The organism is Flaviaestuariibacter amylovorans, from assembly GCF_039541815.1.
GTDB classification, from domain to species: Bacteria; Bacteroidota; Bacteroidia; order Chitinophagales; family Chitinophagaceae; genus Flavisolibacter; species Flavisolibacter amylovorans.
Map to the genome: position 1 here is coordinate 51,132 of NZ_BAABGY010000008.1, position 23,123 is coordinate 74,254.

General features: G+C 59.5%; 24 protein-coding genes, 1 tRNA gene and 1 riboswitch. Of the genes, 13 read left to right on the forward strand and 12 right to left on the reverse strand.

The genetic code is table 11. The features are described 5' to 3' along the window. Positions 1-17 precede the first annotated feature (17 nt). The gene (locus tag ABD937_RS13925) at positions 18-263 is read left to right on the forward strand and encodes a hypothetical protein (RefSeq protein WP_345256363.1); all 246 of its coding nucleotides are present in this window, start codon (positions 18-20) and stop codon (positions 261-263) included. Positions 264-517: 254 nt separating this feature from the next. Here ABD937_RS13925 and ABD937_RS13930 read toward each other — a convergent pair whose 3' ends face one another. Next, positions 518-685, reverse strand: coding sequence for a DUF1328 family protein (locus ABD937_RS13930; protein ID WP_131448019.1), 168 nt, complete (start codon positions 683-685; stop codon positions 518-520). A 208-nt stretch (positions 686-893) separates the two neighbouring features. Between ABD937_RS13930 and ABD937_RS13935 the strand changes: the two genes are divergently transcribed. The 5 genes from ABD937_RS13935 to ABD937_RS13955 all read left to right on the forward strand — a co-directional run bounded on the left by ABD937_RS13935 (position 894) and on the right by ABD937_RS13955 (position 6,313). Continuing rightward, entirely contained in the window at positions 894-1,100 is a 207-nt protein-coding gene (locus ABD937_RS13935) for a hypothetical protein (RefSeq protein ID WP_345256364.1), read from the forward strand. A gap of 244 nt (positions 1,101-1,344) precedes the next feature. Further along, entirely contained in the window at positions 1,345-2,766 is a 1,422-nt protein-coding gene (rpoN, locus tag ABD937_RS13940; protein ID WP_345256365.1) for an RNA polymerase factor sigma-54, read from the forward strand. A gap of 80 nt (positions 2,767-2,846) precedes the next feature. After that, entirely contained in the window at positions 2,847-4,397 is a 1,551-nt protein-coding gene (locus tag ABD937_RS13945; RefSeq protein WP_345256366.1) for a sigma-54-dependent transcriptional regulator, read from the forward strand. Between the two features lie 4 nt (positions 4,398-4,401). Beyond that, the gene (locus ABD937_RS13950) at positions 4,402-4,857 is read left to right on the forward strand and encodes a hypothetical protein (RefSeq protein WP_345256367.1); all 456 of its coding nucleotides are present in this window, start codon (positions 4,402-4,404) and stop codon (positions 4,855-4,857) included. 1 nt (position 4,858) lies between these two features. Continuing rightward, positions 4,859-6,313: a hybrid sensor histidine kinase/response regulator gene (locus ABD937_RS13955; RefSeq protein ID WP_345256368.1), complete on the forward strand. Its 1,455-nt coding sequence runs from the start codon at positions 4,859-4,861 to the stop codon at positions 6,311-6,313. Between the two features lie 139 nt (positions 6,314-6,452). Here the strand turns inward: ABD937_RS13955 and ABD937_RS13960 are convergent, their stop codons facing one another. The 7 genes from ABD937_RS13960 to ABD937_RS13990 form a co-directional block, all read right to left on the reverse strand. Further along, positions 6,453-6,752: a hypothetical protein gene (locus tag ABD937_RS13960; RefSeq protein ID WP_345256369.1), complete on the reverse strand. Its 300-nt coding sequence runs from the start codon at positions 6,750-6,752 to the stop codon at positions 6,453-6,455. 73 nt (positions 6,753-6,825) lie between these two features. Continuing rightward, positions 6,826-8,022, reverse strand: coding sequence for an NAD(P)/FAD-dependent oxidoreductase (locus ABD937_RS13965; protein WP_345256370.1), 1,197 nt, complete (start codon positions 8,020-8,022; stop codon positions 6,826-6,828). Positions 8,023-8,200: 178 nt separating this feature from the next. Beyond that, the gene (locus tag ABD937_RS13970) at positions 8,201-9,109 is read right to left on the reverse strand and encodes a YihY/virulence factor BrkB family protein (protein ID WP_345256371.1); all 909 of its coding nucleotides are present in this window, start codon (positions 9,107-9,109) and stop codon (positions 8,201-8,203) included. 324 nt (positions 9,110-9,433) lie between these two features. Further along, positions 9,434-9,778, reverse strand: coding sequence for a four-helix bundle copper-binding protein (locus ABD937_RS13975; protein ID WP_345256372.1), 345 nt, complete (start codon positions 9,776-9,778; stop codon positions 9,434-9,436). A 3-nt stretch (positions 9,779-9,781) separates the two neighbouring features. Further along, on the reverse strand, positions 9,782-10,129 hold the full coding sequence (locus ABD937_RS13980; protein ID WP_345256373.1) for a hypothetical protein: 348 nt from the start codon (positions 10,127-10,129) through the stop codon (positions 9,782-9,784). Positions 10,130-10,272: 143 nt separating this feature from the next. Beyond that, positions 10,273-10,530: a hypothetical protein gene (locus ABD937_RS13985; protein WP_345256374.1), complete on the reverse strand. Its 258-nt coding sequence runs from the start codon at positions 10,528-10,530 to the stop codon at positions 10,273-10,275. A 67-nt stretch (positions 10,531-10,597) separates the two neighbouring features. Next, positions 10,598-11,065, reverse strand: a complete 468-nt coding sequence (locus ABD937_RS13990; protein ID WP_345256375.1) for a ferritin-like domain-containing protein — start codon at positions 11,063-11,065, stop codon at positions 10,598-10,600. A gap of 133 nt (positions 11,066-11,198) precedes the next feature. On the opposite strand from ABD937_RS13990, the gene ABD937_RS13995 reads away from it, so the two are divergent. Continuing rightward, positions 11,199-11,885, forward strand: a complete 687-nt coding sequence (locus ABD937_RS13995; protein WP_345256376.1) for a DUF6496 domain-containing protein — start codon at positions 11,199-11,201, stop codon at positions 11,883-11,885. A 141-nt stretch (positions 11,886-12,026) separates the two neighbouring features. On the opposite strand, the gene ABD937_RS14000 is transcribed toward ABD937_RS13995, so the two are convergent. The 3 genes from ABD937_RS14000 to ABD937_RS14010 all read right to left on the reverse strand — a co-directional run bounded on the left by ABD937_RS14000 (position 12,027) and on the right by ABD937_RS14010 (position 14,593). Beyond that, positions 12,027-13,109 (reverse strand): DNA topoisomerase IB, encoded by a 1,083-nt coding sequence (locus ABD937_RS14000; RefSeq protein ID WP_345256377.1) that lies wholly within the window; start codon positions 13,107-13,109, stop codon positions 12,027-12,029. After that, positions 13,069-13,647, reverse strand: coding sequence for a low affinity iron permease family protein (locus ABD937_RS14005; protein ID WP_345256378.1), 579 nt, complete (start codon positions 13,645-13,647; stop codon positions 13,069-13,071). The genes ABD937_RS14000 and ABD937_RS14005 overlap by 41 nt, the downstream gene beginning before the upstream one ends. A gap of 280 nt (positions 13,648-13,927) precedes the next feature. Then, positions 13,928-14,593 (reverse strand): YciE/YciF ferroxidase family protein, encoded by a 666-nt coding sequence (locus ABD937_RS14010; protein WP_345256379.1) that lies wholly within the window; start codon positions 14,591-14,593, stop codon positions 13,928-13,930. Between the two features lie 204 nt (positions 14,594-14,797). On the opposite strand from ABD937_RS14010, the gene ABD937_RS14015 reads away from it, so the two are divergent. The 5 genes from ABD937_RS14015 to ABD937_RS14035 all read left to right on the forward strand — a co-directional run bounded on the left by ABD937_RS14015 (position 14,798) and on the right by ABD937_RS14035 (position 21,327). Continuing rightward, positions 14,798-15,298, forward strand: a complete 501-nt coding sequence (locus ABD937_RS14015) for a pyridoxamine 5'-phosphate oxidase family protein (protein ID WP_345256380.1) — start codon at positions 14,798-14,800, stop codon at positions 15,296-15,298. Between the two features lie 21 nt (positions 15,299-15,319). Beyond that, entirely contained in the window at positions 15,320-16,105 is a 786-nt protein-coding gene (gene ku, locus ABD937_RS14020; protein WP_345256381.1) for a non-homologous end joining protein Ku, read from the forward strand. 754 nt (positions 16,106-16,859) lie between these two features. Next, entirely contained in the window at positions 16,860-19,622 is a 2,763-nt protein-coding gene (gene ligD / locus ABD937_RS14025; RefSeq protein ID WP_345256382.1) for a DNA ligase D, read from the forward strand. 30 nt (positions 19,623-19,652) lie between these two features. Further along, positions 19,653-20,432, forward strand: coding sequence for a hypothetical protein (locus ABD937_RS14030; protein ID WP_345256383.1), 780 nt, complete (start codon positions 19,653-19,655; stop codon positions 20,430-20,432). A 19-nt stretch (positions 20,433-20,451) separates the two neighbouring features. Further along, on the forward strand, positions 20,452-21,327 hold the full coding sequence (locus tag ABD937_RS14035) for an SMP-30/gluconolactonase/LRE family protein (RefSeq protein WP_345256384.1): 876 nt from the start codon (positions 20,452-20,454) through the stop codon (positions 21,325-21,327). 40 nt (positions 21,328-21,367) lie between these two features. Beyond that, a riboswitch (TPP riboswitch) is annotated at positions 21,368-21,467 on the reverse strand. Positions 21,468-21,749: 282 nt separating this feature from the next. Here the strand turns inward: ABD937_RS14035 and ABD937_RS14040 are convergent. Then, entirely contained in the window at positions 21,750-22,616 is an 867-nt protein-coding gene (locus ABD937_RS14040) for an SDR family oxidoreductase (protein ID WP_345256385.1), read from the reverse strand. A 112-nt stretch (positions 22,617-22,728) separates the two neighbouring features. On the opposite strand from ABD937_RS14040, the gene ABD937_RS14045 reads away from it, so the two are divergent. Next, positions 22,729-22,802: transfer RNA gene (locus tag ABD937_RS14045), tRNA-Ala, on the forward strand. Positions 22,803-23,123: the final 321 nt, after the last annotated feature.

Sequence of the window (23,123 nt, forward strand, 5' to 3'; positions counted from 1 at the left end):
TCTTCAAAGACACATTTATGGACAACAGACCCCTGACGAATCACATGGGGCTCCCCAACGAGCCCGGATACAGCAATCCCGCGGACCTGACGCCCCGCCGCGAAGGCGGCGACGACTCGCTGGCCGAGGCCAACCCCACCGACCCGCGCAACGACGAGAAGGTGCTTGACAAGCGCGCGCCCTCGGAGCGCATCCAGGGCCCGGGCGACGCCGGCGCCAACAGCGCGCCCGACTACAGCGAGGACAGCGACTCTTCGCGGTGACGCCCCCTGTCCCCCCAAGGGGGCACTTAGGTCGAACTTGCTTCAAAAATTTCGCGTACCCTCCCATTGCGAGAGTGCATAAAGGCCCGGATCTGAAACCGGGCCTTTTCTTTTGCCGATAAGATGTGCGGAAGTAATAATAAAAAAGCGAATCACTATGTGATCCGCTTTTTTATACCTAGCGCTTTAGATGATTTGCTAGTGAGAGGTCTGTTCGACCTAAGTGCCCCCTTGGGGGGACAGGGGGGCGGGGCCTAGTCGACCCGGCGGAAGCCACCAGCGATGAGGCTGAGGACGAACAGTACCAGGAAGATGAAGAAAAGGATCTTGGCAATGGAGGCAGCACCGGCGGCAATACCACCGAAGCCGAAGATAGCGGCGATGATCGCTACTACCAGAAAGATGACTGTCCAACGTAACATAACAATAGGTTTTAGGAGTTAATAAATTTTCTACTCCTATCAATTCGAGAATGGTGCCAAAAAGCGTTTTAAGACCGTTCATTATTATCCCCGCGAGCGCACCGAAGTGGGGAAATGACGCCCCGCCGTCCGGAGCTCTGCCATTGCTCCGGTTTGAGCCGGCGTTGGTACGGTTTTCCCTGCACCGGGGGTATTCATCATTACCGCTATGTCAACCCTCAATGTATCCCCGAACCTGTCCGGCACCGGCTTCCCGGCGGGCATGAGCGCGCCCCAGGCACCCGCCCCTATCCCTGCTACCCCCGGTGGCGAGCGCCGGCGCTTCGACCCCTCGTCGAGCCACCCGGCAGGATCGTACCCGGTACCGTCGTTCTTCGACTACCGCGTACAGGCCCGCAGCACCGAAGTGCTGTAAGCCCGGCCAGGAGGAGCGCAAGTTGCACGTAACCAGGAGGTTACGTTTTTTATTTCCGGCCGTTAGCTCATCGGTTTGGGGTGGAAATTCTACAGTTTTGGGCTCTACGGCCGCGCTTTATTGAAGAGTTCCAAACCCGGCAATAAATCATAATCTTTAAGTGGTTGAAAATCAACGTTTTTGAAACTGCTGTGATTTTGGTTCCACACTTGCCGTAAGAACGGGGTACGCCAAAATCTCCCACATGATCAATCAGCGTTTAGCCCAGAAGCAGCGGCTCAAGATCCTGCCCCAGCAGATCCAGTTGCTGAACTTCTTCCACCTCAATACGCTGGAACTCGAACAGCGCATCTTGCAGGAACTGGAAGAGAACCCGTTATTAGACGATCAGAAAAACGAGCTCGATGAAAGCATCGACAAGTACAGCAAGGACAGCGTGCAGGATTACCAGGATTGGGAAGAGTACGGTTACAACGACGTCCCGGATTACAAGACCGAATATGCCAACTACCTCGGCGACGAGAAGCTTCCCGAGCGCCCTATCACCAGCGGCTTCGACTTCCGCCCGCTGCTGAAGGAGCAGTTCAAGGTAGCGTCCGACGACGAGCGCGCCATCTGGCTCGCCGAATTCATCATCGACTCGCTCAACGACCATGGCCTGCTGGAGCAGGACCTCGAGCACCTTGCCGAGGACATTTCCTTCAAGCAGGGCAAATGGGTAGAGCCCGAGGAGATCGACGTCGTGCTGCAGCAGATCCAGACGCTGGAGCCCGTAGGCGTCGGCGCCCGCTCCATCCGCGAGTGCCTCCTCATCCAGCTGCGCCGCTTCAATCAGAAGCGCCCCGACGTGAAGATGGCCGTGCGCCTCCTGGAGCACCACTTCACCGACCTCCACAACCGCAACATGGACAAGATCCGCCACCAGCTCAAGATCGACGAGGAAGAACTCAAGATCGTGCTGCAGCTCATCGCCACGCTCAAGATGAAGCCGGTGTGCGAGCAGGAGGACTCCATCGTCGTGAACAAGAACATCCTTCCCGACTTCCTTATTACCCAGGTAGGCGACCAGCTCGACGTATCGCTGTACCGCAACCGCTCCGAAAGCCTCTCCATCAATACCACCTGGAAGCAGCTCGCCGAAGGCACCCAGCAGGTGAACACCGACAAGAGCGCGCTTCAGTATATGAAGAACAAGCTGCAGTCGGCCCAATGGTTCATCAACGCCGTGCAGCAGCGCGAGGCCACCATGCTCAAGATCATGAAGGCCATTGTGCACCTGCAGTACGAATACTTCCTCACCGGCGACATCAACCTGCTGAAGCCGATGATCCTGAAGAACGTGGCGGAGATGGTAGGCGTGGACATTTCCACCGTATCGCGCATCACCTGCAACAAATACGTGGAGACCCCGTTCGGACTCCTGTTGCTGAAAGACCTCTTCACCGAGGGCATTGCTAACGCCAAGGGACAAGTGATTTCCAACAAAGTGATCCAGAGCGCCATCGAGGATGTGATCGAAGGCGAGGACAAGCACAACCCCTACACCGACCAGCAACTCGTGAATATCCTTGCCCAGCGCGGGTTTTCCGTTGCCCGCCGCACGGTGGCCAAGTACCGCGAGCAACTCCAGATCCCGGTTTCCCATGTCCGTGGCCTCTGGGCGTAAACTCAGGCATAACTTTTTTTATCTTCGAAACAGATTCGCCCTTAACCACATTAGAACCTAAACGTTATAACAACCCACTCATGCAAAAAATTCTGATCGTTGACGATGACCGGGATATGTGCCTCCTCCTGAAGCGCTTCCTTACCCGCCACAATTTTGAAGTGCTGGAATCGTACAGCGGTAAAAAGGCCCTCGAGCTGCTCGAGACCGTTGAGCCCGACCTCGTGATGTGCGACTTCCGCCTCGAGGACATGGAAGGCAACGTGCTGCTCGGCAAGATCAAGGAAATTTACCCGCAGGTCCCCGTGATCATCATCACCGGTTACAGCGACATCAAGATCGCCGTGGAAGTGATGAAGATGGGTGCCTACGACTACATCACGAAGCCCCTTTTCCCCGACGAGATCCTGGTCACGATCAAGAAGGCCCTCGAAGCGGCCTCCTCGCAGGATACCGGCGCCGTGCACCAGCCGCAGCGCGTTTCCGCTCCCTCGGCCCCGTCGGCACCCACCGGCGGCACCCCGCTCACGAGCCGCCCCGCCACCGGCGGCACCGGCACCGTTACGGCGGCACCGGCCCAGCTCGTACACTCCGGCGACTACATCTTCGGCGACACGCCGGTGTTCCGCCAGCTGCTGCAGCAGATCGACCTCGTGGGCCCCACCAACTACTCCGTGATCATCTACGGCGAGAGCGGCTCCGGTAAGGAAGCCATCGCCCAGGAGATCCACAAGCGCTCGAAGCGCAAGCACAAGCCCTTTATCGCCATCGACTGCGGTGCGCTTTCGAAGGAGCTTGCCGGCTCCGAGCTGTTCGGTCATGAGAAAGGCTCCTTCACGGGCGCCCTCAACCAGAAGACCGGCTCGCTGGAGCTTGCCAACGGCGGCACCATCTTCCTCGATGAGGTGGCCAACCTGGGCTACGACATCCAGGTATCGCTGCTACGCGTGGTGCAGGAGCGCAAGATCCGCCGCGTGGGCGGCACCAAGGACATCGAGCTCGACGTGCGCATCATCGTGGCCTCCAACGAGAAGCTGTGGGATGCCGCCCGCAAGGGTAAGTTCCGCGAGGACCTCTACCATCGCTTCAACGAGTTCTCCATCGACGTGCCGCCGCTGCGCCAGCGTCCGGACGACATCATGCTCTTCGCCCAGCACTTCCTGAGCGTCACCAACAGCGAGCTCGGAAAGAACATCCGCGGCTTCTCGGCCGAGGTGGAGCAGATCTTCCGCAACTACGTGTGGTACGGTAACCTCCGTGAGCTGAAGAACGTGATCAAGCGCGCCACCCTCCTGAGCGACGGCGAGGCCATCGAAGCCTCCTCGCTGCCCTTCGAGATCTCGCATTACGACAAGCTCCAGTTCGACAAGGCACCCGCAGCCGCCGAGCCCGCAGCGCCCGCCTTCGTGCCGGTGATGCCTTCGCGCCCTGCCGAGGACTCGTTCGAGACGGCCCGCCCCGTAGGTGACGGCACCCTCAAGAGCGCTTCCATCGATGCCGAGTACGACATGATCCTGAAGGCCCTCAAGAAGGTGAACTTCAACAAGAGCAAGGCGGCCAAGCTGCTCAACATCGACCGCAAGACGCTGTACAACAAGATGAAGCAATACCAGGAGCTCAATAACCAGTAAGCCGATGACCTCATTGCCCATGCCTTTAGCCGGCCCTCCGCGCCCTGCCGCGGAGGGCGGCGAATGGGCCGACCTGAACCGTGTGCTGTCGACCGTGCTGGCGACCACACCGGAGGGCCCCGAAGCCTCGATCCGCTGCGAAGCGCTGCCGATGGCCCAGGGAACTGCCGACGACTGGCATTGCCTGCTCCGGGCACTGGTGCAACTGGCCTTCGGGCTGCCGTCGGAAGAACGCCGCCGCTACCTGCACATCCAGTGTCAGGAAGAGCGCGATCCCGCCGCCGGCGCCACCTGGTTCCTGTTGTCGCTGCACGTGAACGTGCGCCCGCCCGGGTCCGCCGATGCGCTGCTGAACGACCTTGCACACCATTGCGGGGGGCTCAGCGCCCGCCTCAGCGTTCAGGCCCATTCACCCACTCATTCCTTGTTCCAGATCCATTTCGCTGGAAAGAATCATTAAGATGCCCCATTTCGAAAAGCCAACGATCCGCATCCTCATCATCGACGACGATGAGGACGATTATTTCATCACCTCCGAGTACCTCCGCCAGATCGAGGAGTACCAGCTGGTCATCAACTGGGCCTACAAGTTTACCGATGCCATCGAGCACGTGAAGCAGCGGAAGTTCGATCTCTACTTTGTAGACTACCGCCTCGGCGCCAAGACCGGCCTCGATTTCCTGAAGGAGGCCATCCGCCTCGGCTGCGAGGAGCCCATCGTGCTGCTCACGGGCAAGGGCAACAAGGAGATCGACATCGAAGCGATGCAGGTAGGCGCCACCGACTACCTCGTGAAAACCGACCTCAATGCCGACAAGCTGGAGCGCTGCATCCGCTATGCCCTGGAGCGCACGTCCTACCTCAAGGCCCTGCGCGCCAACGAGCGCAAGTACCGCAGCATCTTCGAGCTGTCGAAGGACGCGGTGTTCATTGCCGACGATGCGCTCTATTTCAAAGACGTGAACGCCGCCACCTCCGAGCTGCTTGGCTTTGGTCCGGAGGAGCTGCAGCAACGCAGTGTGTACGACCTTATCGCCGATGAAGAAGACAAGATGCGCCTGCGGCGCGTGCTGGACGAAGAGGGCGAGGTGAACGACCTCGAGCTCGAGATGACCACGCATTCGGGCGAGCGCCGCATCTTCATCTTCACCCTCACGGCTCCCGTTGATCCGGCGGAGGCCAGCGGCTATTACCAGGGCCTCATGCACGACATCACCAACCTGCGGCGCGCGGAGAAGGCCAACCTGATGGTGGAAAAGCTCGGTGCCACCGGCCGCCTGGTGCGCACGCTCGCTCACGAGGTACGCAACCCGCTCAACAACATCAACATGTCGGTGGAGCAGCTCGTGGGCGACCAGCTCAGCGACGAGGCTTCGCTCTTCCTCGATATCATCCAGCGCAACTCCAAGCGTATCGGCGACCTCATTACCGAGTTGCTGGATACGAGCCGTCCCACGGACCTCGTTTTCGAGCGCTCGACGCTGCAGTCGGTGATGGATGAAAGCATCCAGGAGGCCCTCGACCGCATCACCCTGCAGCATATCTCGCTGAAGGTCCGCTATGCCGAAGAGGCCTGCTACTTCAACGCCAACAAGGAAAAGCTCAAGATCGCCTTCCTAAATATCATCATCAACGCGGTGGAGGCGATGCCGAACGATGGCAGCGGTGCGCTCGAGATCGTGGTGGCATCGGACGACGACGGGCGTCATGTGGCGACGATCCGCGACAATGGCTGCGGCATTTCCGAAGAGAATATCTCACGGCTGTTTGAGCCTTACTATACGTCGAAGCGCAACGGCATGGGCCTTGGCCTCGCCGCCACGCTCAACATCCTGCAGGCGCACAAGGCCCAGATCGACGTCACGTCGGTGGTGGGCACGGGCACTACCTTCGTCATCTCTTTCCCGGCAGCTTAAGCAATGTGCTGATGTGCTAATGAGTTAATGTGCTAAACAATTCCGGTTACGGGTAATAAGAAAAGAAGAGCGCAGGTAAGACCTGCGCTCTTCTTTTTTGTCCATATCGACTATACGTTCCGTGCATCGCATTAGCACATTACATACGCACCGTTTTACTGTTCATATAGTACAACATGCTCCCTACGGCCGGGATGGCCACGACGAGGATCTGCCAGAACACCCGGCTTTGGGAGGCGAGGTTTTGCTGGCGGAACACATCGGTGATGCCCCAGATCCAGTGTATGGCGCCGAGGCCGACGGCAATATACCAGATGATGTTGCCGCTCTCGGATCCGTTCCGGTAAAGCCCGATACCGATGAAGAGGAGCAGGATGCTGACCAAGCCCAGGATAAAGTTCGGGTGGGTCATTTGTTTTGCTTGTGAGGTCTCTTTCATAATCGTCTGTTTTAAAGCCGGCCCTGAGAGCGGCACCTTACTCCGGTTACCGGCCGAAATTCTGTGCCATTTATCATCTCGAGAACGAAAAAAGTGCACCGTCGGGGTGCTTCCCGCGGGCAATAAGCCCGGCGATGATGCGGGCCCCGAGTACACTGAAGAGGATGCCGTTGCCACCGAAACCCAGGGAGTAATAGGTGTTCGGTTGCTCCGGAACCGACCCGATATACGGCAGCCCGTCGGCAGTACCGGCGAAGAGGCCTGCCCAGCTTTGCTCTGCCGTCACGGGCACACCGGGCGCAATTTTGCCAAAGGCGGCCAGGATGGCCCGGGTCTTGGCCGGCAGCCCGCTCGCATAACGCCGCCCGTCGTAGCGGACGTCTTTACCCCCGATGAGCAGGCGCCCGCCCGCCGCGCTCCGGCTGTATAAATACGGACGGGCGGTTTCCCACAGCAGGTGGTCCTGCCAGGGAGGAGGCTCCGGCAGCGGGTGGGTAACGAGGGCATAGGTGACGAACAGTTCCTCCACGGCCTTCGGCAGATAGCGCTGCGACTCGTAGCCGCAGGCGATCACGAGCTTGCGGGCGCGCACGCGGTGGCCTCCGGAGGTCCGTACTTCGATGCCGGACCGGTGATGTTCGATCGATACTGCTTCCGTATCCTCGTGTACCGCGCTGCCCCGCTCGGTAACGCAGTGCAGCAGCCGGTGTGCGAGCGCGTACGCATCGATCTGCCCGGCGCGCCGGCTCCACAGGGCGGCGGGCTTTTCGAGGCCGAAGCGGTGGGCCAGTTCGTCACCGTCGAGCCACTCCACGTCGAAGCCGAGGGCGCGCCGAAGACGAAATTCTTCGCGGAGCGGCTGCACGTGCGTCTGGTAGCTCGCCAGCTGCAGGCTGTGTTTCGGTTCGAAGAGCTTCGCGGCGCCGGCATCGGCGCAGACGGTGCGCAGGAGGTCGATCGCTTCGTAGCAAAGGCGGTAGCTGCGTTCGGCATCGGCTGTTCCCACCCGATGTGCGAGTTCGTGGAGCGGTGTGTCGATCTCGTATTGCAACAGCGACGTGGAGGCCGCGGTGCTGCCCGTGGCGGCCCGGCGCTTGTCGAGCAACAGGCAGGGAATGCCCGCGCCGGTGAGCTCCCAGGCCGTGAGCGCGGCGGAGATACCTGTGCCGAGGATCAGTACTTCTACGGAGCGATCGCCGTCCAGCGCCGGGTAGGCCGCCGGCCGGCCATATTGCGCGAGCGAGAAGGTATAGGGGCTGTGGAGTTGCAAGGGGGTCGTTAAGGGTTAAGGGCGGGCATCCGGCTGCGGACGTCCCATGGGTGTTTCCGGAGTGTAACGAACGATCCGCTCAAAGGTTGCCCGCAACCCTCGTGAGCCCTCCTTAACCTTCGTATTACCCCATCACCCCATTATCCCATTCCCCCATTATCCCATTCCCCCATTCAACTCAGGTATCCAGGTGCGACTGCGGGACCTCGCGGGATTCTTTCTTGATGATGAACACGGCGGTGTCTTTGGGGCGGATGCCGGAGCCGGCCTGTAGTGCGTACATCTTGGTGAACTCGGCGCCGAAGTAGAGGATCAGCGCGCTGTAGTAGACCCAGGTAAGCAGGATGATGATGGAGGCCGCGGCGCCGTAGGTAATGTCGAAGTTGGAGCGCGCGAGGTAGTAGCCGATGCCGAACTTCCCGAGCAGGAAGAGCAGCGCGGTGATGAGCGCGCCGATCAGCGCATCCTTCCAAGAGATGATCGCATCGGGCAGCACCTTGAAGATGACGGCAAAGAGCCCGGTGATGACCACGAGGATAATGCCCTGGTTGATCCAGGCGATGACGTGTACGCTGAATTCGGGCATGAAGCGCGGCAGGCGGTCGGAGAGCAGGTTGAGCAGCGCATTCACGATCAGCGACACGAGCAGCAGGAAGCCGAGGCCCACCACGAGCGAGAAAGAAAGGAGCCGGTTGGTGAGGAACTTGAGCCAGCTCTTTTTGGGCTTTGCCCGCACCGACCAGATATAGTTGATCGAATCCTGCATCTCGGTAAAGACGCCGGTGGCGCCCACGATGAGGATGACGCCGCCGATGATGGCGCCCGTGGTGGAAGCCTGCGTTTGCTGGATGTTCTTGATGATCTCCTGGATCTGCAGGGCGGCCTCGTTGCCCACGAGCCCGTTGATCTGGCCGTAAATGCGGCCCTGGGCGGCCTCGCGCCCAAAGAAGATGCCGGCAAGCGAGATAACGATGATGAGCAGCGGACCAAGGGCAAAAATGGTGTAATAGCTCAGCGACGCACTCAGCTTGAAAGCATTGTCGTTCACGAAGCCAAGCCCTGCCCGTTGGAACAGGATCAGGAACAATCGGATCTTTTTTATCACGGCACTCCAGATACGCATATGGGCTTCTTCTACAACTGCTGCCCGGCGGATACCGGTGCTTGGGGAAAATCGTACCCATACTGATGGGCTGTCGGCCTTAAAAATAGGAAAATCCGCTTCGGGCAGGCATCACCGGGGGTGGCAAAAATTTTTTATCAGTAGCGGAGTGACGGGGGCGTTTCTTTTCTGCACCTTGTTGCTTCAATCCGATCCAAGATTCTCACATATACACGGTCCATTCTATCAGCAAGGCTGCAGTCTCCACTGTGGCCATTTTTTTTGCGTGCTGGTGCCGGGCGGAGGTGATCATCCGGGAAGCTGCGCGGCGCCTTCGGCCGCGAGGTCGCTGAGGGCGGCTGCACAGCGCGTGCAGGCATCGGCGCAGGCGGCAAAGGCGGCTTCGCCGTAGCGGGCGCAGCATTCGGCGCATTCAGCGCAAACACCCACGCAAAGGAGGGCCAGCGCCGGCACCTGGGCAAAGCCGCATTGTAAGGCCTGCAGCGTACCAAGGCAGAGCGTCGCGCACTCGTCGAGTACCTGCAGCGTGCGCGTAGAGTAGGTCACCGGCGCGCCGTCGAGGAGGCGGCGGAGTTGCATGCATTCGCTCCAGGCGGAGACGCAGGGGCCGAGGTAGGTGCTGAAGTGGAGCATGGCTTAGGAATGACTGCCTTTTTTCGGGAGGGTACCGAACTGCTGGATGAAGTCCGACACATAGGGATCCGCGTTGGGGCCGTAGGCATCGGTCAGTGTTCCTTTGACGCCGTCGGAGGTTTCGAGCACGTAGATCACGGCTTCGTCTTCCGGCGAGGAGGGACCTTCGAAGCGGTAGAAGTTGACCACCTTCACGTCGGCGGGCGCCCAGGATTTCTCGTCGTTGCCGGGAGCCTGCAGGCCCTGCGCGGTCACGCGGAAGTCCTCGGTATAGCCATCGTGCTGCAGCTTGTTGAGCAGGCTCGAAAGGCTTTGCATGTAGGGCTGGCTGTTCTCTTCGTTCACGTTCATAGATGGGTGGGCTTTAGTGGATCCCTGAAAAAGTTTTGCCACCGGCAGTGCAGCAAGGTCATCCGCGTTGCTGAGGCGGCGCTTCCCCAAAAGCGGCAGCCGGCCAGGGGCCGGCTGCCGGGGTCTTCGTTTCGAAAATCAGCTTACTGGCCCTTCGGCTTCAGGGGCAGCGGACCCTCTCCCGTTTGCGGACCGCGGTTGTCGGTCTTGTTGCCCGTGTCCGTCGTCACGTCGTAGGAGCCGGGAGCGTTGCGGCGGGAATCCGTCGTGATCGCCGTGTCAAGCTTGTCTGTTTTTGCGCTGTCGTTGCGCGCGTTGTCGCTCGCGCTGTTGCCATCGTTGTTGCAGGCGGTCATCGAGAGCGATGCGGCTAGTAGGGTTGCCAAAAAGATGCGCTTCATCCGTTCTGTTTTTGGTGAACGAAAGCCACCTGGCGGGGAGGCGCAGGTGCTGCTTCCGGGTGATTGCTTACTGAGCGGCGCGGGCCGTGTCGCGGAGGCGCTTTACCTCGTCGTGGGCCACACGCAGCTGTGTCTTCTGACGCACCACGAGGTCGCGGAGCGAAGGCTCGAGCTGCTCGTCGGTGTTGAGGGCCAGGTCGTATGCCTTTTGCGCGGCGTCTTCGCCGAACTCGCAGTTCTCCAGCACCGCCTTGCGGTCGTGGCCGGTAACGGCGGCCTTGAGGTCCATCCATACCCGGTAGATCTTGCCCGAGTTGGTGGTGCCGTCGGTGGCCTCGCCGCCGAGGCGGTTCACTTCGGTGGTGAGTTCCTGGGCGTACTGGCGGCTTTCCTGGGCATAGCGCACGAAGAGCGGGCGCAGGTCCTCGGTCTCGTCCTTCAACTCGTCGATGGCCTTTTCATAGCCGACGATCCGGTCATGATTGATCCGGATCAGGTCGTTGAGGATGCCGGTGATTTTTTCGTTATTAGGCATATGGTTCATTTTACGGAACCGGTTAAAAAATCGTACCTGACGAACGCACGCGCAGGGCTCATCTGCCGAAAAGCACGACGATGGTATGAAAATTTTGTCGGGCAGAAGATACACTAACCCTAAACCAGATTACATGGCTAAGTATTCCAAAGGTGCCGGCGCAAAGGTCAAGGAGGCCATGCACGAGCGCAAGGAGGGCACCCTCAAGAGCGGCCGCAGCGGCAAGAAGGTGACCTCCCGCAAGCAGGCGATCGCCATCGGTCTTTCCGAGGCCCGCGAAAGCGGCGCAAAGGTGCCTGCCAAGAAAAGCAGCGGCGGCGGTCGTACCGCGTCGAAGGGCGCTTCCAAAGGTGCATCGAAGAGTGCTTCGAAGAGCGGCTCTGGAACAGCCTCCAAGGGAGCTTCCGGGACCGCTTCGAAGGCGGCTCCCAGGAAGGCGGCGGCAAAGTCAGCATCGGGCTCACGCGGCGCTTCAAAAGGGCGCACGAAAGAGGAGCCGCGCAAGCAAAGCCGCAGCGGCGCCAAGGGTGCATCCAAGGGAGCTTCCAAGGGTGCATCAAAGAGTAGCGGCGGTGCTTCCAAGTCCGCCCCCAGAAAGGCCGCTTCGAAGGGTGCTTCGAAATCCTCCGGCGGCTCCACCTCCCGCTCCTCCGGCGGCGCTTCCAAAGGCGCCGCGCGCAAGTCTGCTGCCGGCGGTACTTCCGTGAGCCGTGCCCGTGGCTCCAACGCCAAAGGCGCCTCCAAGCGCGGACTCGCCTCCGCCTCCGAGCGCACCCGCACTGAGGTGGCCCGCAAGGGTGGAAAAGCCAGTAAGAAGTAATGTGCTAATGAGTTAATGTGCTGATGTGCTGATCGCTGGCACAACGCGCGTTTTTTCCAGGATACAATCAGACAATAAAGCCGCAGGTATTCACCAGCGGCTTTATTTATTAGCAAATTACCTCATTAGCACATTAGCACATTAAACGAGCTCTTTCAGGATCTTCATGAGCACGCGCTCCTCACTGGTGAGGCCGGTGAGCTGGTCGGGCGTTTCGATGTCCTCGAGCTGCTTCAGGTAGCGGTCGAGGCTTTGCTCCTCGTAGAGGCGGATGATGCCGGGATGCACGTAGTATTTCTTGCACACGGCGCGGGTGTTGCCCAGCTTGTGGCTCACATCGTCGAGCGCCGACAGCACGTTCTTCTTCAGGTCGGCCTCGGTAGCCGCGGCCTCCATGGCTTTGAACGCGCGCAGCACGTTGAGGGTGCCGGCCCAGGTGCGGAAGTCCTTTGCCGTGAAATCGCCGCCGGTGGCGTCTTTGATGTATTGATTGACGGCGCCCGAGTCGATGCTCCTGCGCGAGCCGTCGGCGCAATAGTATTGAAACAGCTCCTTGCCCGGGATGTCGCGGCAGGCCTTCACGGCCCGTGCGAGGCGCCGGCTCCGGAGCGAGATGTCGTGGTCGATGCCTTTCTTCCCGGTAAAGGAAAAGCGCAGCTTGTCGCCTTCGATGGTGACGTGCTTGTCTTTGAGCGTCGTGAGTCCGTAGGAGCCGTTCTGCTTTTCGTAGTCGGCATTGCCCACGCGGATATAGGTGCGCTCCATCAGCGAGATCACCGTGGCGAGCACCTTCGCCTCACAGAGCTCCTTGCGCGCCAGGTCTTCCTCGAGCTGCAGGCGGAGCGAGGGGAGGAGCTTGCCGAATTCGTAGAGGCGGTGAAACTTCGTTTCGTTGCGGAGCTCCTGCCAGTGCGTGTGGTAGCGGTACTGCTTGCGCCCGCGCAGGTCGTAGCCCGTAGCCTGGATGTGGCCGTTGGGCTTCGCGCAGATCCAGACCTCGGTCCAGGCGGGCGGGATGGCGAGCTTGCGGATCCGCTCGAGGTGCCTGGCGTCGGTCACCGCTTTGCCGTCGAGCTCGTAGGCGAACCCCTTTCCTTTCTTCACGCGGCGCATGCCTTTCATCGTGTCGTTCACATACACGAGGTCGGCGGCGCGCGCCGCCCCCTCCGGGTCGCGGTCGAGTTCAAGAAAATCTTTGTGTGTTAGCGGGCTTACCAGTTCCATAGGATGCTTTTTCGTTTCGTTTGATCCGCTCTTCTCTCCGTTTGCGGTAATAGTCCGACTTGGCATCGTGCACGTCGTCGGCATCGTCCACCGAATGCGAGGTATGCAGGTCATCGCTGCTCTTGGCGAGCCGGGCGAGCTTTACGTAGAATTTCTTCAGTACGTCGAGCTCCTGCTGGCTGAGGTCCTCCACATCGATGAGGCGGTTGGAGGCACGCTCCTCGCAGGCAATGAGCTCGTTGAGCTTCAGCTGCAGCGCCAGCGAGTCCTTGTTCTGCGACTGCTGGATCAGGAACACCATCAGGAAGGTAACGATGGTGGTGCCCGTGTTGATCACGAGCTGCCAGGTATCGGAGAATCCGAACAGCGGACCGGTAACGGCCCAGGCGAAGATGGTGGCGAGCGCAAGGAGAAAGGCCATAGGAGTGCCGCTGGCGCGCGTCACGCCGGAGGCGAAGTGCTCGAAGCGCCGTCGCACGCCGCGCTTGTTGTTCCGGAGGATGTCCACCTCCTTCTGCAATTCTGAATTCGTGGGCATAGATGACTCTTTTCACTTTACTAACGAAAAGGCAGGCCAGAAATGTGGATAACTCATTCCGGGGCGTTAAAGCGGGTAATTACGATCCCGAACGGGCCTGGGTAACGGCGCGTCAGGATGCGCCTCCGGTTAAGCAACGAACAGGGAATAAGGAACAGGGAACAGGGAACAAGGAAATAGAGCGGACTCCTGCAAAAGCAAAGTCCCGGCATTGCCGGGACCTTGTTGGTAGGTACAGGTTCTGTCTTGCCTGTTCCTTATTCCTTGTTCACTTGTTCGCTCAGTCTTCCGACTCCTGGCTGGCGCTGATGTTGATGCCGGAAACAGCCAGCTCGGTGAGGAGCTCGTCGGTCTGTTTTTCCTCTTCGAGGGTTTCGGCGAGCAGCGTGGCCACTTCGTTCTCACCGAGGGTCTTGGCAAGCTGCACGAGCGAGCCGTAGGCGGCGATCTCGTAGTGCTCCACCTTCTGGGCGCAGATGATGAGGGCGGCGTCGCGCACGTTGGAGCCTTTGGGCGTATCCTCGATGCCTTGCTGCGCTTCCTGCACGAGGCCTTCCATGGCTTCGCACTTCTTGGCGCGGGCGGCCTCGCCCATCATTTCAAATACTTCTTCTACACGGCCGATCTGCTCCTCGGTTTGGGCGAGGTGCGTCTCGAAGGCGTTGGCGAGCTCGGGGTTCGTAGCTGCTTTGCGCAGCTTGGGGAGCGCCTTGGTGAGGTGCTTCTCGGCCCAGTAGATGTCGCGCAGCTCCTCGATGAACAGCTCACGGAGCAGGGATGCCTCGTCGAAGGAGGCCGCTCCGCCGCGGTTGGCGGAACGCGAGTTGGAGGCGGCTGCCGCCTTCTTGGGAGCAGCTTTGGCCGGCGCCGCTTTCTTGGCGGCAGCTTTTGCCGGAGCGGATTTCTTGGTGGCCGTCTTGGAGGCGGACCTTGTATTCTTTGCCATAATCAAAAGGGGATTTTGCCGGCAAGGGCTCAAAAAATCAGGCCACCGGGAGGGCAGGCGGCGGGCGGTTGGCGAAGCGCTGCTGTGGCCGATTTTCCCCAATGGATGAGGTGCCCTGCGGCCGCGTCAGGCGAAATTTTTATGGTATCCTATTTGGAGCGCTATCCGGGAGTCGGTACCGATTCTGAAAACAAAACACTGTGTATGCCACTAAATCAACACAATCCTCAACAGCTTCAATTCCTCCAGGAAAAGATCCGGACCATCGGTAGCGCGATCTTCTTTAACCAGAGCGACGCGGTGCTGAAGCTGCCTACCTCGGTGGTGACCAACTTCAAGGTCGATGATTACGGGTATGTATGGTTCTTCATGAAGAAGCCGAACCAGGACATCCGCCAGTTCGAGCAGGATTTCCCTGTGCGCCTCGACTACTTCCGCAAGGGCGTCGACTGCTTCCTGCAGGTTCAGGGCAAGGGCTGGGTCGTAACGGATCCCGAAGAAATGTATGCCTTCCTCGAGATGAACGAGGACATCAACCCGCAGGTCTTCCAGGATATGGTGCTGGTGAAGGTAAAGATGCAGAAGGCCGAGTTCTACGAGACCGCTGCCCGCACGCAAAGCTGGTGGCAGCATGCCTGGAACACGATGACGACGCTGTTCCGCCCCAACAACGTGGGCTCCAACACGTTCTTCCCGGCCTCCTAACCTCATTCAAATCCATTGCCTATGGCTGCAGCGGCCGCACGACCTATCTGGTCGGGTACCATCTCTTTCGGGCTGGTCAACATCCCTGTTAAGTTACTCTCCGCCGTACAGTCGGAGGAGTTGCCCCTGCACATGCTCTCCCGCAAAGACATGGCGCCCATCAAGTACGCGCGCATCGACAGTAAAACGGGCGAGGAGGTGGACTGGAAAGACATCGTCAAGGCATACGAATACGCCAAGGGCAAATACGTGCCGGTGGAAGAGGAGGACTTCGAGAAGGCCTCGCCGCAAAAGTCGAAGTCCATCGACATCGTGCAATTCGTGAAGGCCGAGGAGATCGACCCTATTTATTTTGAAAAACCCTATTATATCCTGCCGGCAAAGGGCGGTGAGAAAACGTACCGCCTGCTGGTGAAAGCCCTCGAGGAAGCCGGCACCGTCGGCATCGCCGAGTTCATGCTCCGCAACCGCGAGCACGTATGCGCGATCAAGCCGTATAAAGGCGTGCTGATGCTCGACCAGATGCGCTACCAGGACGAGATCCGCGAGGTGCCCGCCGTAGACGCCGGACGCGTGGCGGAGAAGGAATTGCAGCTCGCACTGAAGCTCATTGAGCACCTCACCGAGACCTTCGACCCCGCGGCATTCAAAGACGATTACATCGCGTCGCTCAAGAAAGTGATCAAGGCCAAAGCGGCCGGTAAGCACATACGCATCGCCGAGCCCGAGGAGCGCAGCGCCACCGTGAAGGACCTCATGGAAGTGCTCAGGCAAAGCCTCGAAGGCAAAAAGAAGAAGCGCGCGTAGGGAGGTTTATTGGTCTATTGGTTTATTTGTAATGGGTCGCCTGAAGGCGGCCTTTTTTATTTCTGTGTAGTGACGTTTCACTTCGTCTACTATTAGCTCGTGGGTTAAACGCATGATTCGGGTTTCAGCCGTCGAATTGGAGCTGGGTTAGTGACCGGCATCATAAGTAACGCAAAGGCGCGGAGGCATTTTCGGAACGCAAAGGGGGCAAAGGCCGCTACGTAGCGCGTCTCCGTGCGGTCACTTCCTTTTCTATCCATGCTCCTGCTTTCCGTAGGCAAAGCGTCCCGCTGATGCGGGACATGCGCGGAGGCAGTCTCAACCGTTTTTATATTTCTTTGATGCGGAGTTGTATGCAAACTCTGATGTGGAGGAATGGTCACTACATGGTCGGAGTGCCTCCGCGCATGTTCCGGCCTGCCGGGACGCTCCGCCTACGACCGGCAGGCGCGCCGGAGGAGCACGGAGGGAATGCACTTTATTAGGCTACGTGGCGGCCTTTGCACCCTTCACGTTCCCATACCTCTTGGCGCCTTCGCGTTTCGACCTGATCCAAAGGCTGCCGAATTCAATCCCCCGTACCCCCGGTGCCCAATCATTGCTGCGTCCCTTCTTTCTTGATTGATCCACTTTCCCAGGCTGACCGGCTAACCAGCCATCGCTCGAAACAGCTTTTCGGTGCAGGCGGAATGGCGAAGGTCAAGTTCCCTCTTCGGGGAGAGGGGGCCGGCACGACTCTTTTGTTGAAGTAGGCATGGGTCTGAAAGAGTATAACAACAAGCGACACTTCAACGAAACGCCGGAGCCGGCGGGAAAGTCCAAGGCCTCGAAGGGCGCGCTGCGCTTCGTGGTGCAGAAGCACGACGCGTCGAGCCTGCACTACGATTTCCGCCTTGAGCTGGACGGCGTGCTGCTTAGCTGGGCCGTCCCGAAAGGGCCCTCGCTCAACCCCGCCGACCGGCGCCTCGCCATGCACGTGGAAGATCATCCGTTTGACTACCGCAACTTCGAGGGCGTGATCCCGGAAGGCAATTATGGTGCGGGCACGGTGATCGTGTGGGACGAAGGCACCTATGCCCCCGCTGGCGGTACCGATGCAAGCCGCAAGGAGCAGGATGCGGAACTGCGCCGCCAGTACGAGGCCGGTAGCATGAAGTTCATACTGCAGGGGGAGAAGCTCAAAGGCACCTACTCGCTGCGGCGCATGAAAGATGAGCGCGCCTGGCTGCTGCTGAAGGGCAAGGACGCCGATGCATCCACCGACGACGTTACGCTGCAGGACCGCTCGGTGAAGACGGGCCGTAGTATTACGGAAGTGGCGCTTGCCCACGGGGCGAAGCCTAATCACCCGGAAGCAACCGGAAAGAAGTCTGCAAGGAAGCCGGCGCCTGCGAAAGCGGCGGCGCCAGCAAAAGCGCCCGCAAAGAAAGCGGCGCCGAAGGCAGCCCGCAGGCAGGCCGCCATTCCGTTTAAAAAGATCGTGGGCGATGCCTGGACGCTGGCCCGCGAAACGGCCATGCCGCAGCTGGTGACACCGATGCTGGCCACGCTCGTGGACGCACCCTTCAGCGACCCCGGCTGGATCTACGAGATCAAGTGGGACGGCTACCGCGCCGTAGGCTACGTGCAGGGAGGCGAAGCGGAGCTCATTTCGCGCAACCTGAAGCCATTCACCGAAAAGTATACACCGGTGGCGAAAGCACTCGGGCAACTTCCGTTCGACGCGGTGTTCGACGGCGAGATCGTGGCCGTGGACGAGCGGGGGCTGGGCAATTTTCAATTGCTGCAGAACTGGCAGAATTCGCCCGTATCGCTCCGCTACTACATCTTCGACCTGCTCTGGATCAACGGCCATGATGTGACGGCGCTCCCGCTCCTCCAGCGCAAGGCGCTCCTGAAGGCCCTGCTGCCGGCAAACGACGACGTGCTTTTCTACAGCGATCATGTGGAAGGCAAGGGCGACGCCTTCTTCAAAGCGGCGCTGAAGCAGGGCCTCGAGGGCATCATGGGCAAGAAGGGTGACAGCATTTATACGGTAGGGCAGCGCACGCCCGACTGGCTCAAGATCAAGGTGAACCAGCGGCAGGAAGTAGTGATTGCGGGCTTCACCCAGCCGCGTAACAGCCGTAAGTTCTTCGGCGCCATCCTGCTCGGGGCCCACGTCGACGGCAAGCTCGTGTACGTGGGGCATTCGGGATCCGGCTTCAACCGGAAAAGCCTCGAGGACCTCCATAGCAAGATGCTGCCGCTGGCTACGGACGACTGTCCCTTCGAGAAATGCCCGAAAGCGAACATGCCCGTAACCTGGGTGCAGCCGAAGCTTGTATGCGAGATCAAGTTCACCGAGTGGACCCGTGAGGGCATCGCCCGGCATCCCATCTTCATGGGCCTGCGTACCGACAAGAAAGCGAAAGACGTCATCATCGAAAAAAGCAAAACCGTACAGAGCATGATTAAGAAAGCCGCGCCCGGGAAGGCTGCCTCGAAAGCGGCGAAGAAGGCCGCGCCGAAAAAGGCCGCTGCCCCGAAAGCATCCTCCGGCACTAAAAAAACAGCTGCCGCTAAGGAGCCCAAAAGCACTGGAAAGCAACTCTCTGAAAGTGATGGAGGGGGGCCTTCGCTCACGCTCAACAAGCACCTCATCACCTTCACGAACCTGGACAAACCCTACTGGAAGGCCGAGGGCCTGGTGAAGCGCGACCTGGTGAATTATTACCTCCGCATGGCACCCTATATCCTGCCCTACCTCAAGGGCCGCCCGCAATCGCTGCACCGGCACCCCAACGGCGTGGGCGGCGCGCACTTCTTCCAGAAAGACATGGAGGGCAAGATCCCGGACTGGATCCCGCTGCACACCGACTTCAGCGAGTCCACGGCAAAGGAAGTGCACTACATGATCTGCAACGACGAAGCAACGCTGACCTATATGGCGAACCTCGGGTGCATCGAGCTGCATCCTTGGCACTCGCGCGCCGAAAGCTGGCAGCAGCCCGACTGGTGCCTCATCGACCTCGATCCCGAGGGCATCTCCTTCGAGCAGGTGATCGACTGCGCGCAGGTGGTGCGGCAGGTGGTGGAAAGCATCGGCGCCACCTGCTGCGTGAAGACTTCGGGCTCCACGGGGATCCATATTTACATCCCGCTCGGCGGCAAGTATTCCTTCGAGCAGAGCCGGCAGCTGGCCGAGCTGATCGTGGCGATGGTGCACGCCGAGCTGCCCGGTACCACGAGCCTCGAGCGGAGCCCTTCGAAGCGCAAGAACCGCATCTACCTCGACTTCCTGCAAAACAGCGAAACACAGACGGCCGCCGCGCCCTATTCACTGCGCCCGAAGCCCGGCGCGCCGGTGAGTACGCCGCTGCATTGGGACGAGGTAAAGAGGGGGCTTACCCCACAGACCTGGCACATGAACAATATCCTGGAGCGGGTGCAGTCGGAGGGCGATCTCTTCAAGCCGGTGCTCGGCAAGGGCATCGACCTGGCGAAGGTGCTGAAGAAGCTGGATGCCATACGCTAGCACGCAAAGGGCACTGCGTATCTTCGTACCATGACGTTTCGCCGCTGCGGCTGGCTCCTTGTGGGTTGCCTCGCCTGCATCCTTGCTTCCTGTAATTCCGGCCGGCCCGGAGAGAAAAAGAAGGGCCTTGCTTCCTACCTCTATTCGATTTCCGACAACGAGGACAAGGGGATCAAGGAGATCATCAGCGTGTACGGCGGCGAGTGCGAATACGGCTTTGCAAAGTCATCTTCCGGCGCCCCTGCGGAGCGCAATACGTTCTGGATCGAGGTGCGTAAGAGCGCGGCCATCGAAAGCTCACGGGCCGGAGCAGACCTCATCTCCTCGAACATCGCCTTTCTTTTTTACCGCAACCTGAAGGAGGAGCGCGACAAGTACACCGGCATCAAGGTAAAGATCGTTGGCACGGGTGATAAGGTCCTGGAAGCGGTCTATCCCGTGCCGGACCTGAAGCTGGCCCTTGCGCGTTTCGGCGTGGTGAACGAGGTCGTGGCGCTGCTCGATAAGCAGGACTACAAAGCGTTCGGGGAGCGGGTGGATCTGGATACCAGCTTTTTCAATGTTCCGGCCGGTGAGGGCAAGGCCACGTTCCTGGAGAAGGTCACCGGGCAGGAGCGCCAACTGGGTGCGGTGAAGGAGTTGCTTCCTTATGGTTTCCGTCTCTTCGAATCTCCCGGTCCGGGTGGCGGCAGCGTGCTGTATTTCGCGGCGCTGGTGTTCCGCGAGAACGGGAAGAAGCACCCGTTGAGCACCGTCGTCAGTACCGATCCTTCCGATAACAGGATCCATTTTTTCAACTACAATTTTTAACCCGCGGAACCCCACGACCATGGCCCTTACCCTCCTTCATCCCAGTGCAGCCTCCATCGTCAACCCGGATTTCCGGATCGAAACCTGGGCCGACGATTGCCAGTTCACCGAAGGGCCGGTGTGGAACCCGAAAGGCTACTACCTGTTCAGCGATATCCCGGCAAACGTGATCTACCGCATTGAGACGGCGGGTGCGAAGTCCGTATTTATGCGGGAGAGCGGCTGTACGCTTGCCGACCGCAGCGCGCTTTCCGCGCAACCCGGGTCCAACGGGCTTGCGTACGGTCCGGACGGACGGCTCTACATCTGCCAGCACGGCAACGGGGCCGTTGCCACCTGGGACGGGCGGGTGCTGGAACCGTTTATCAGCACTCCCAACGACAAGCCCTTCAACAGTCCGAACGACATCGTGGTGGACCGCGGCGGCACCGTCTTCTTCAGCGATCCGCCCTATGGGTTGAAGGACCAGCAGCTCCGTCCCGACCTGCGGCAGGCGGAGGCGGCATTCTACTGCTGGCGCGACGGGCTGCTCAATGCCTTTTGCCTCGAGTTCCGCTATCCCAACGGCCTTTGTCTTTCCCCGGACCAAAAGACGCTGTATTGCGGCTCCAGTAAATCTACGGAGCGCCGGTTGCTGGAGTACGATGCATCTACCTTGCAGCTGCGCCGGGTGCTGGCCGAAGAGAACTGCGACGGCCTCAAGTGCGATCCTTCCGGGAACCTGTGGCTCTGTACGAAGCAGGGAATTCTTTTGCTGAGCGCGGAAGGGGAGCGGCTGGCGCAGATCGCGCTGGATACGGTGCCCGCCAATTGCTGCTGGGGCGGCCCGGAGGGGCGCGACCTGTTTATCACGGCGGAGACGAAGGTGTATCATATCAAGGGGCTGCTGCTCTGAGCTCGCGCCGGCTATAAAAAAGACGTCCCGGCCGTAAGCCAGGACGCCTGTGCACTTCGTTTCCTGCGCCGGCATTACCCGGGTCAGGTTCAATGGGTATGTTCTCAGGTTGATTGAAGCAACCACCCCAAAGTGCATCATGAATAGAGCATAGAAAATGCCAGAATGAAGGCATTCAAAAGGACTAAGTATTTTTACCGCTAAGGAAAGAAGGGGCTAAGGTATTCGCTAAGAATATTGAAAGCATCGCTTGCGGTAATGTGCGATCGTTTAGGATCGTGGCTAACAAAGCGTATGCTTTAGCTAGGCAGATCACCGTCATAATATAAAAAGGCCGCGCGTCAGCGCGGCCTTACACTTGGCGAATACCTTAGCCGCTTATTTTCTTAGCGGTAGGCATCTCTTCTTTCCTTCCAACTGCCTTATCCGTTTACAATCTCGCCGCCGTTGGGATGCAACACCTGCCCGGTGAAGTAGGCGCCGTCTTCCGATGCGAGGAAGAGGTAGGCAGGGGCAACGTCGGCGGGCTCACCGGCGCGGCCCAGGGGCACGTCGGAGCCGAACTCGGCTACTTTCTTGCCTTTGAAGGAGCCGGCGATGAGCGGCGTCCAGATGGGGCCGGGTGCCACCGCGTTGACGCGGATGCCCTTGGAGGCGAGGTTCTGCGACAGGGCCCGGGTGAAGCTCAGGATGGCGCCCTTCGTGCTCGAATAGTCGATGAGCGAGCCGGAGCCGCGGTAGGCCGTTACCGAGGTGGTGTTGATGATGCTGGCGCCCTTTTTCATCACGCCAAGGGCCGCCTTGCTGATCCAGAACATGGAGAAAATATTGGTCTCGAAGGTCTCCTTCAACTGCGCGGTGGTGATGTCGGTGAGCGATTTCTGCTCGGTTTGCGTGGCCGCATTGTTGACGAGGATGTCGAGGCGCCCGAGCTTTTTGACGGTGTCGGTCACGATCTTTTCGCAGTAGCGCTCCTTGCGGATATCGCCGGGGAGCAGCAGGCACCGGCGGCCGAATTCTTCTTCAACGGCGCGGCGCACCACTTCGGCATCGGGTTGCTCCTCGGGCAGGTAGGAGATGGCGATATCGGCACCGTGGTGGGCGAAGAGCAGGGCCACGGCGCGGCCGATACCGGAGTCGCCGCCGGTGATGAGGGCCACCTTGCCCATCAGCTTTTGTACGGGCTGTGCCTTGATGTCCTTCGGGTGCGGCTTCATTTTCTCTTCGAGTCCGGGCATGGGCTGTGTCTGGCGCGGGCGGACCTTTTTGGCGTCTCCTCCTTTTTGCATAGAAAAAAATTTCCGGGAGCGACAAAATTTTTGTGCCGTGAAATATTTGGTTCCCTATATTTGCACCCCGGCCGGGGCTAACACCCTGACCGACAGTTCTTAAAACAATCCTGGGGGACTAGCTCAGCTGGCTAGAGCGCTTGCATGGCATGCAAGAGGTCATCGGTTCGACTCCGTTGTCCTCCACATTACCGGACAGACTCAAGTTTTTGAAGATCTGTCCGGTTTTTTTATGTCCAGAACCCGCGTCCATGGCGAGTATCAGCCGAAGGACCTCGTTCACGCGTGCGGTTCGACATTCATTTTTGTCAAAATGAAGCTTTTCCGGAAAAATCGAACCGAGGATGTCCTTTTTCTGTCCCATATCCGCCTTCCTGTATAGCGCCGGCAGGTTCTCTACAAGGGTCAATCCCTTTTTTAAGAGTTCTTGATACGGACTCCGCTCGGAGGCTTGGGCCGATAGTTCCGCTTGAAGCTTTTCCCGGTCGGCCTTGAAGCGCAACTGCA